This window comes from Streptomyces hilarionis (assembly GCF_024539675.1).
Classification (GTDB): Bacteria; Actinomycetota; Actinomycetes; order Streptomycetales; family Streptomycetaceae; genus Streptomyces; species Streptomyces hilarionis.
Map to the genome: position 1 here is coordinate 1 of NZ_JAHHIT010000243.1, position 8,526 is coordinate 8,526.

Here is an 8,526-nt window from a genome sequence, read left to right on the forward strand (position 1 = left end):
TCCCCCCACCGCTGTCTCGCTGTCGTGCCCCCGCCCCGGCACCGCCATGTCTGCACTCCTTCAAGGAGCACTCCACATGAACCAGCCCGCCGCAAGCCAGCCCCAGGTCAGCCTCGCGCAGTCCTCCCCCACCGTCGGCACCTTCCGTGAGCGGGACGGCGCGCTGGAGTGGAGCGGCCGTCAGGAGACCCTGCGCGTCGAACCCTGGGGTCCGGACGCCGTCCGGGTGCGCGCCCGGCTCGGCGGACCGATCCTGCGCGGGCTGCCGGGCGCCTTGCTCGACGTGCCGCCGGCCACCGAGAGCACGGTCAAGATCGGCGACCACGAGGGGCAGCTGACGGTCGGCGCGCTCACCGTGGAGGTGAACGCCGAGGGCCTGGTCCGCTTTCTGCGCACGGACGACCGCACGGAGATCCTCGCGGAGGAGCGCGCCCACTTCTGGTGGCCGGGCTCGCGGCTGTACACGGCCGTCGGCCATGGCCATCACCGGCTGGAGCAGCGGTTCGCCGCGTACGACGACGAGAAGCTGTACGGACTGGGCCAGCACCAGCACGGGCGGCTCGACCAGAAGGGCCTGGTCCTCGACCTGGTCCAGCGCAACGCCGAGGTCTCCGTCCCGGTGCTCACCTCCAGCCGGGGTTACACGCTGCTGTGGAACAACCCGGCGATCGGCCGCGTCGAACTGGCCGGCAACGGCACCCGCTGGGTCGCGGACTCGGCCCGTCAGATCGACTACTGGATCACGGCGGGCGCCCCGGCCGACGCCCAGCGCCGCTACAGCGCGGTCACGGGCCGCACCCCGATGCTGCCGGAGTGGGCGGCCGGGTTCTGGCAGTGCAAGCTGCGCTACCGCACCCAGGAGGAACTCCTTGAGGTGGCGCGGGAGTACAGGCGCCGGGGCCTGCCCCTGGACGCGATCGTCTGCGACTTCTTCCACTGGACCCATCTCGGCGAGTGGCGGTTCGACCCGGGCGAGTGGCCCGACCCGGCGGCGATGGTCCGTGAGCTGGACGAGCTGGGGGTGAAGCTGGTGGTCTCGGTGTGGCCGTCGGTGTCCCCGCTGTCGGAGAACCACCCGGTGATGGAGCAGCGCGGCTACTTCATCGGCACCGAGTACGGTCCGACGGCCCACGCCGACTGGCCGGACAAGGGCGTCGCCTCGACCGTCCAGGTGGCGTTCTACGACGCGACGAACCCCGAGGCCCGGGAGTTCCTGTGGTCGCGGATCCGCGACAACTACCTGACGCCGTACGGCATCACGGCGTTCTGGCTCGACGCCTGCGAGCCCGAGCTGAAGCCGGGGTTCCAGGAGAACCTGCGGTACTGGGCGGGACCGGGGCTGGAGGTCGGCAACATGTACCCGGCCGAGAACGCCCGCACCTTCCACGAGGGTCTGCGCGCGGCCGGGGAGGAGGAGATCGTCAGCCTCAACCGTTCGGCCTGGGCGGGCAGTCAGCGCTACGGCGCCGCCCTGTGGTCGGGCGACATCGGCACCGACTTCGCCACCCTGCGCCGGCAGATCGCGGCCGGGCTGAACACCGCGCTGTCGGGCATTCCGTGGTGGAACACCGACATCGGCGGCTTCCACGGCGGCGACCCGGACGATCCGCGCTACCGGGAGGTGATGGTCCGCTGGTTCCAGTTCGGCGCGCTGTCCCCGCTGATGCGGCTGCACGGCTTCCGCGACCCCGGCATGCCGCTGGGCCCGGACATGACCGGCGGCCCGAACGAGGTGTGGTCCTACGGCGAGGAGGCCGGGGCGGTCCTGGAGAAGTACCTGCGGCTGCGCGAGCGCCTCAAGCCGTATGTCCTGCGGGTGATGCGGGAGGCTCACGAGGAGGGGCTGCCGCCCATGCGGCCGCTGTTCCTGGAGTTCCCCGACGACGGGGCGGCCTGGTCGGTGGACGACTCCTACCTCTTCGGCCCGGACCTGCTCGTCGCCCCGGTGCTGACGGCGGGAGCCACCTCGCGCACGGCGTACCTGCCGGCGGGAGCGCTGTGGACCGACGCGTGGACGGGCGAGACGTACGAGGGGGGCGCGGCCGTGACGGTCGACGCCCCGCTGCACCGGCTCCCGCTGTTCCTGCGGGACGGGGCGCGGCTGCCGGTGGCCGAGTGACGCCGGTACGACTGAACTCCCTTGTGGCAAAAGGAGGTTGGTGGGGTAGGGGGCTGGCGTCCGCTACCCCTGCCGTCCCCGCCGCCCGCCCCGCGAAAGGGTGTTCCCCGTGTCCTCGTCCCCGCTCGCCCTCACTGTGGCCGACCTGTTGCTGCGGCCCGCCTTCGCCTCCCGTCGCCACCCCGACCGCGTCTTCGACCGGCTCTCGGCCGCAACCCGTCCGGCGGACGGCGACGAGGAGTTCACCGAGGAGTTCCGGCGTCTGCTGCGCGACTGGGCCCGGGACGAGAACCTCACGCCGGTCGGCTGGTGGTCGGCGCAGGGGCACGTCCGCCGGCATCTGACCAACCGCGCCCGGGTCCGGCGGCTGATCGCCGAGGACCCCGCGATCGGGCGGGAGCCGGTCGAGCGGCCGGTGTTCGTGGTGGGCCTGCCGCGCACCGCGACGACGCTCACCCACGGTGTGCTCTCGCTGTCCGAGCAGCACCGATGTCCCCTGTTGTGGGAACTGCTGACACCGGACCTGGCGGGCCCGCCCGAGCGGCGCCGCAAGGCGGTCGCCGCGGCCCGCCTGACGGTCGGCGCCATCGATCTGTTCGCCCCGCGCTACCGCGACATCCATCCCCTGGTCGCCGAGGGGCCCGAGGAGTGCACCTTCGCCCTCCCGCACACCGTGATGCCGCTGTCCCAGGCCCGCATCCCCGCCTACCGGACGGCGCTGGAGGGGCGGGACTTCGTCCCCGACTACGCCTATCTCAAACAGGTCTACCAGGTGCTCCAGCACGGTCGCCCCCGCCGCCGCTGGGTGCTGAAATCCCCGCTGCACACCGGCAACCTCGACGCGCTGCTCGCCGTCTTCCCCGACGCCACCCTCGTGTGGACGCACCGGGATCCGGCCGCCGTCGTGGCCTCGTTCTGCAGCCTGATCGAGCACGGCATGGCGATCACCCGGCGCCCGCTCGACCTGCGCGAACTGGGCGCCACCTGGCTCGCCCTGCTGAGCCGTTCCGTGCGGCGCGGGCTCGCGGCCCGGGCCGCCGTCCCGCGCGGGGCGCTGGTGGACGTCCCGTACTCCTGGCTGGGCTCGGACCCGGCCACCGGCGCCCCGAAGCTCTACGACGCCGTGGGCGCCCGCTGGACCGACGCCGACGCGGCGCGGCTCCCCCGGGTCGCCGCCCGCCCCAGGGGCAGCCGGCCGCACAGCTACGACCTGGCCCGTTACGGCCTGACCCGGGCCGAGGTCGACGCGGCGTTCGCCGACTACGACGTGCTGCGCGCCGCGGTCGACCGGGGCTGACGCACGGCGGGCCGCCCCCCGCGGGGTGCGCGGGGGCGGCCCTGGACGCCCGTCAGCTGCTGCTGACGGTCAGGTTGTTGGTGGTGAAGTTCAGGCCACCGGAGGACGAGGTGATCTCGTAGCCGAACTGGAGGTCGCCGATGGTCTCGTTGCCGAACCAGCCCTTGGTGTCCTTGATCCACTTGAGGATCGGCAGGATGTTCACCGTGCCGGAGGTCGAGTTGGAGGTGCGGATGAAGGAGAACACCGCGTTGGAGCCGTTGCTGCCCTTGTAGACGGTCCAGGAGTGGCCGCCGAGCGTGACGCCGCCCTGCGAGGTCCCGAGGGGGCCCACGGCTCCGGTCTTGTTGACCCAGAGCATGATCTCGTAGCGGTGCGCGGTGTCCCAGATGTCGTACGACGTGTTGTACGCGCCGGACGACGGGACGGTGACGTTGTAGGTGCTGGAGAGCGAGCCCAGCGAGGTGATCGACTTGTTGATCACCTTCTTGGAGTCGGGGTAGGACTTGATGCCGCCGGTGTTGGGGTGGTTGGCCCAGACGCCCCAGTTCGTGCCGGAGTTGGCCCAGACGCACTGGCTGCCGGCGCCGGAGCCCCAGATGTTGTTGTAGAGCGTGTAGCCGTTGAGGCTGGTGTTGCCCCACTGGTCGCAGGAGTTCCAGACGGCGGCCGAGGCGGGGGCGGAGGCGAGGCCGACGGTCGCGCCGAGCGCGAGGGCCGGGGCCATGGTCGCCATGATGATCCTGCGGAGCGTGCGAGTTGCCATGGTGTCCCTTCCATGGGTGGGGGGAAACTGCGGGATCTCGTGGGGTTACCACGTCCCCGGGGTGAGGACGCGGTCTTCTCCGGCGACGAGGTCGAGCCCGTGGGCGTCGCCGGGGGAAGTCCGGACTTCGGCGTCGGTCATGGGCGCAGCACCGCCGCCCCGTAGCGGCCCAGCGTGATCGCGTCGGTGACGGTCGCCCCGGTGAGCAGGTCGTGGTGGACGCCGGGCAGGGCGACGGTCACCGGTTCGCGGCCGTGGTGGAGGAGGAAGAGCAGGTCGCCCCGGCGCACGGCCTCGACGCCCGGCGGGAGGCCGTCCAGGACGGGCCGCACGCCCGCGCCGGCGGCGACCCGCGCGAGCAGGTCCCGCAGCGCCGCGGGTTCGGGGAGCGTGGAGACGTACCAGGCTCGGCCCCTGCGCAGGACGGCGGGCAGCCCGTCGAGTTCCCCGCCCCGGTAGGCGCTCTCCACCGTGTCCTCGTCGGCCTCGAGCTCCTCGGACCACAGGGCGGCGTCGAACCCGTCGGTGGTGACGTGTTCCCCCGGCTCCAGCGGCCACCACTCGTGCAGCGTGCGGATGCCGAACAGCTCGCGCAGCCGGGCGTCCATGCCGCCCTCGCGGATCCGGTCGTCCTCGTCGGCGACCCCGGTCAGGAAGCCGGCCACCACGTGGCCGCCTCGTCGCACGTGGGCGACGAGGTTGTCGATCGCCGCGTCGGTCATCGTGTAGAGCTGCGGGACGACGATCAACGGGTAGCGGGTGAGGTCGTGTGCGGGGTGGGCGAAGTCGGTGGCGATCCCGGCCTCCCACAGGGCCCGGTGCCAGGCGTGCAGGACCGCCGCGTGGTCGACGTGCGCGGAGGGGCGGCCGTCCTGGGACCCGGCCCACCAGGCATGCCAGTCGTGCAGGATCGCGACGTCGGCCACGACATGACTGCCCGTCACCTCGCCTGTCAGGCTCGCCAGTTCGGCGCCGAGCTGTTTGACCTCCTGGAAGGCGCGGCCCCGCTCCCCCGCGTGGCCGACCATCCCGGAGTGGAACTTCTCGGCGCCCTGCCGGGACTGCCGCCACTGGAAGTAGCAGACGGCGTCCGCGCCGCGGGCCACCGCCTGAAGGGACCACAGCCGGTTGAGCCCGCGCGGTTTGGGGTGGTTCACCCCGCGCCAGTTGACCGGTCCCGCCGCCTGCTCCATCAGCATCCACGGGCCGCGGGCCTGGGAGCGGGTCAGGTCCTGGACCAGGGCGGCGTGCTGGGCGCCCAGCGGGTCGCGGGGATCGGGGTAGAGGTCGACGGAGACGACGTCCTCCTCCTCGGCCCAGCGCCAGGCGTCCTGGCCGGCGAACAGCGGCATGAAGTTGGTGGTGACCGGAAGGTGCGGGGTGTGCCGGGCGACGATGTCCCGCTCGGCGCGGAAGCACTCCAGGAGCATGTCGGAGGTGAAGCGCCGGAAGTCCAGCACCTGGGCGGGGTTCTTCAGGTAGTGGGTGCGGCGGGCGGGCAGGACGCCCTCCCAGCTGTCGTAGCCCTGGCTCCAGAAGGCCGTGCCCCAGGCGGTGTTGAGGGCGTCGAGGGTGCCGTACCTGGCGCGCAGCCAGCGGCGGAAGGCGGCGGCCGCCTCGTCGCCGTGGTCGGCGGTGCAGTACTCGTTGTTGATGTGCCACATCGTGAGGGCGGGATGGCCGGCGTAGCGAGCGGCCAGGTCCTCGGTGATGGCGGCGGCGAGACGCCGGTAGGTGGCGCTGGAGTGCGAGAAGTGCTGGCGGCCGCCCCACCACTCGACGTCGCCGTTCTCGTCGCGGGGCAGGGTGTCGGGGTGCAGCCGGCCCACCCAGGGGGGCGGCGCGGAGGTCGGGGTGGCGAGCACGACCCCGATGCCGCCGGCGTGCATCAGGTCCATCAGCGTGTCCAGCCAGCCGAAGTCGCGTGCGCCGGGCTCCGGTTCGAGCCGGGCCCAGGAGAAGACGCCGAGGGTGACGGAGTTGACGCCGGCCTCCCGCATGAGCCGGACGTCCTCGTGCCAGGTCTCCTCGGGCCACTGCTCGGGGTTGTAGTCGCCGCCGAAGAGGATGCGGCCGCGGGTGACGTCGGCGAGGCCGGGCCGGTCGGCGGCGGTCATCGCACCGGCTCCCCGTACTGGATGCCCCGGCCGTTGGTGGCGATGTAGACCCGGCCGTGGACGCGCGGGTCGGCGGCGAGGGTCGCGCCGGTCCAGCCCCACTGGTGCCGGTCGTCGTTGATCCGCGTCCAGGTCCGCGCGCCGTCGTCGGAGCGGTACACGGCGGTGACCGTCCGCGGGGCGCCCACCAGGTAGACCGCCGGGTGGCCGGCGTCGCGGGCGCCCCGGCCGAAGGCGACGGCGTACGCGGCCCGGCAGCTGTCGACCTTCGTGAAGCTCGCGCCGCCGTCGGTGGACCGGTGCAGGCCGTCCCCCTTGGCGCTCAGCCACAGGTCGCCGGAGCGCCCGGGGACCGCGGCCAGTTGGAACTGGCGGTCGCCGGAGGGCAGTCCGGTCGCCCGGCCGGTGAAGGTGAGCCCGCCGTCGGTGCTGGCGAACAGGGTTCCGGTGTCGGTGTCGTAGGCGTAGAGGCGCTTCGGGTCGACCGGGTCGGCGAGCGGGGTGGCGCCCTTGGGGAAGGTGGGGACCTCGGACCAGGTCGCCCCGTCGTCCGTGGAGCGCTGGGCGGGGTACCCGGTGCCGTCCCCGTGCACGAGGGTCCACAGCAGCACGCCGCCGTCGGCGGTGACGGCGATCGGTCCGGGTGCGTCCCTGGCGAGGGCGGGCTGGGCGGCGAAGGGGGCCCAGGTGCGGCCGCCGTCGTGGGACAGGGCGCCGTTGCCGTGGTCGCCGAACCCGGTGCGCACGACGTACGACGGCTCGGCCGCGGCCTGCGCGAGTCCGGTCGCCGTCCCGAACACGGGGTTCGCCGCCATGCCCCGCGACGGCGAAGCGGTCAGCCGTTCGTGGTACATCACGCCGAGGTCGCCCAGCCCGCTGATCAGGTGGGCCGGGCCGGACGGGGGCGAGATCAGCTGCCGTACGGAGGTCTCCTCCAGGCCGCGGGTGCGCGGGGCCCAGTGCTTCAGGTCCCGGGTGCCGTACAGCGTGGCGCCGGTGCCGTGGAGGACGTGGCGCGCGTCGTGGGGGTCGACGGCGACGGCCTGGATCCACCAGCCGAACTTGGGCTCGTCGGCGCCGAAGGTCAGGAACGGCGTCTCGGACACGTCGAGGACCGCCGTGTCCTTGAGCGAGGTCCAGGTGCGGCCGCCGTCCGTGGTCCGGTACAGGGTGTCGACGGCGGCCCAGCGGTCGTTGGTGGACACGACGACCACGCCGGGGCGGCGGGCGTCCACGGCGACACCGCCGTAGCCGAAGGCGTCCACGCCCCCCTCGGGCGTCGTCCCGCCCGGCTTCACCGGGGTGACGTCCGTCCATCTGCCGCTCGCCGTGGCCAGCTTGTGCACGCTGCCGGTGGACTGGCCGTTGGGACCGGGGGCGTCGGCGTAGGTCACGTACAGCTCGCGGGCGTGGGCGTCGTGGGCGGCGCGGATCGGCACCTTCGCCGACGCGCCGGAGGGCTGTCCGGGGACGGCGTGCCAGGTGCTGCCGTCGGTCGTGCGGTACAGGCGGGGCGAGGCCCCGTCGGAGTCGCCCCAGCCCGCGTACAGCGCGCGTCCGGCGGCGACCAGCAGCGTGACGCCCTGTCCGCCCACGACGGGGGCCGGCGGGAAGCCGTCGGCACGGGACCAGGTGGCGCCGCGGTCGGCCGACCGGAGCAGTCCGTCGTGCCGCGTGCCCAGCCACAGGGTGTCGCCGTCGCGCGGGTCGACCAGCAGCCGCTCCCCGGCGCCGCGGCCATCCTCGTTGCCGCCCAGTCGCACGCTCAGGTCGGTGCGCGACCAGGTGGCGCCGCGGTCCTCGGAGCGCAGGATCGCGCCGTAGCCGGCCCAGGGCTGTGTGTAGGCGCCGAGGGCGAGGTAGAGGCGGTCCGGGTGGGCGGGGTCGACGGCCAGGGACTCGACGCCGAGCAGGTTCCAGTCGTCCCAGCCGAGGTGGTCGGTCAGGGGCGTCCACCGCGCGGCCGCGTCGTCCCAGCGGTAGGCGCCGCCGATGTCCGTGCGGGCGTAGGCGAGACCGCGGACGGCCGGGTGGAAGAGGACGCCGGTGACGAAGCCGCCGCCGCCGATCACGACGTCGCGCCAACGGTAGGCGGGGGCGGGCTTCCCGCCGCCCGGCGCGGCCTGGGCGCCGCCCTGCACGGCGGGCAGGGCGGTGAGCGCGGCGGCGGCTGCGGCGCCGGCGAGGACGGTACGGCGGGACGCGTGCATGGGGCACCTCAGGGGGG

The 8,526-nt window shown here is 73.7% G+C and carries 5 protein-coding genes; 2 read left to right on the top strand and 3 right to left on the bottom strand.

Going from position 1 to position 8,526, the window contains the following annotated elements:
• The first annotated feature begins 76 nt into the window (after window positions 1-76).
• Both KMS84_RS36415 and KMS84_RS36420 read left to right on the top strand, forming a co-directional pair.
• A complete protein-coding gene (locus tag KMS84_RS36415; protein ID WP_256920824.1) occupies window positions 77-2,119 on the top strand; it encodes a glycoside hydrolase family 31 protein in 2,043 nt (680 codons plus the stop codon).
• A gap of 109 nt (window positions 2,120-2,228) precedes the next feature.
• Window positions 2,229-3,416 (top strand): sulfotransferase family protein, encoded by a 1,188-nt coding sequence (locus tag KMS84_RS36420; RefSeq protein WP_256920825.1) that lies wholly within the window; start codon window positions 2,229-2,231, stop codon window positions 3,414-3,416.
• 52 nt (window positions 3,417-3,468) lie between these two features.
• Here KMS84_RS36420 and KMS84_RS36425 read toward each other — a convergent pair whose 3' ends face one another.
• From KMS84_RS36425 to KMS84_RS36435, 3 genes are all read right to left on the bottom strand, one after another.
• The gene (locus KMS84_RS36425) at window positions 3,469-4,182 is read right to left on the bottom strand and encodes a glycoside hydrolase family 12 protein (protein WP_256920826.1); all 714 of its coding nucleotides are present in this window, start codon (window positions 4,180-4,182) and stop codon (window positions 3,469-3,471) included.
• Between the two features lie 137 nt (window positions 4,183-4,319).
• The gene (locus KMS84_RS36430; protein ID WP_256920827.1) at window positions 4,320-6,299 is read right to left on the bottom strand and encodes a beta-galactosidase; all 1,980 of its coding nucleotides are present in this window, start codon (window positions 6,297-6,299) and stop codon (window positions 4,320-4,322) included.
• Window positions 6,296-8,509, bottom strand: coding sequence for a beta propeller repeat protein (locus KMS84_RS36435; RefSeq protein ID WP_256920828.1), 2,214 nt, complete (start codon window positions 8,507-8,509; stop codon window positions 6,296-6,298). The genes KMS84_RS36430 and KMS84_RS36435 overlap by 4 nt, the downstream gene beginning before the upstream one ends.
• Window positions 8,510-8,526: the final 17 nt, after the last annotated feature.

Bases quoted from the DNA above. Each gene is read 5' to 3' on its own strand.
- KMS84_RS36435 (WP_256920828.1), bottom strand. From the start codon at position 8,509: ATGCACGCGTCCCGCCGTACCGTCCTCGCCGGCGCCGCAGCCGCCGCC.
- KMS84_RS36430 (WP_256920827.1), bottom strand. From the start codon at position 6,299: ATGACCGCCGCCGACCGGCCCGGCCTCGCCGACGTCACCCGCGGCCGC.
- KMS84_RS36415 (WP_256920824.1), top strand. From the start codon at position 77: ATGAACCAGCCCGCCGCAAGCCAGCCCCAGGTCAGCCTCGCGCAGTCC.
- KMS84_RS36425 (WP_256920826.1), bottom strand. From the start codon at position 4,182: ATGGCAACTCGCACGCTCCGCAGGATCATCATGGCGACCATGGCCCCG.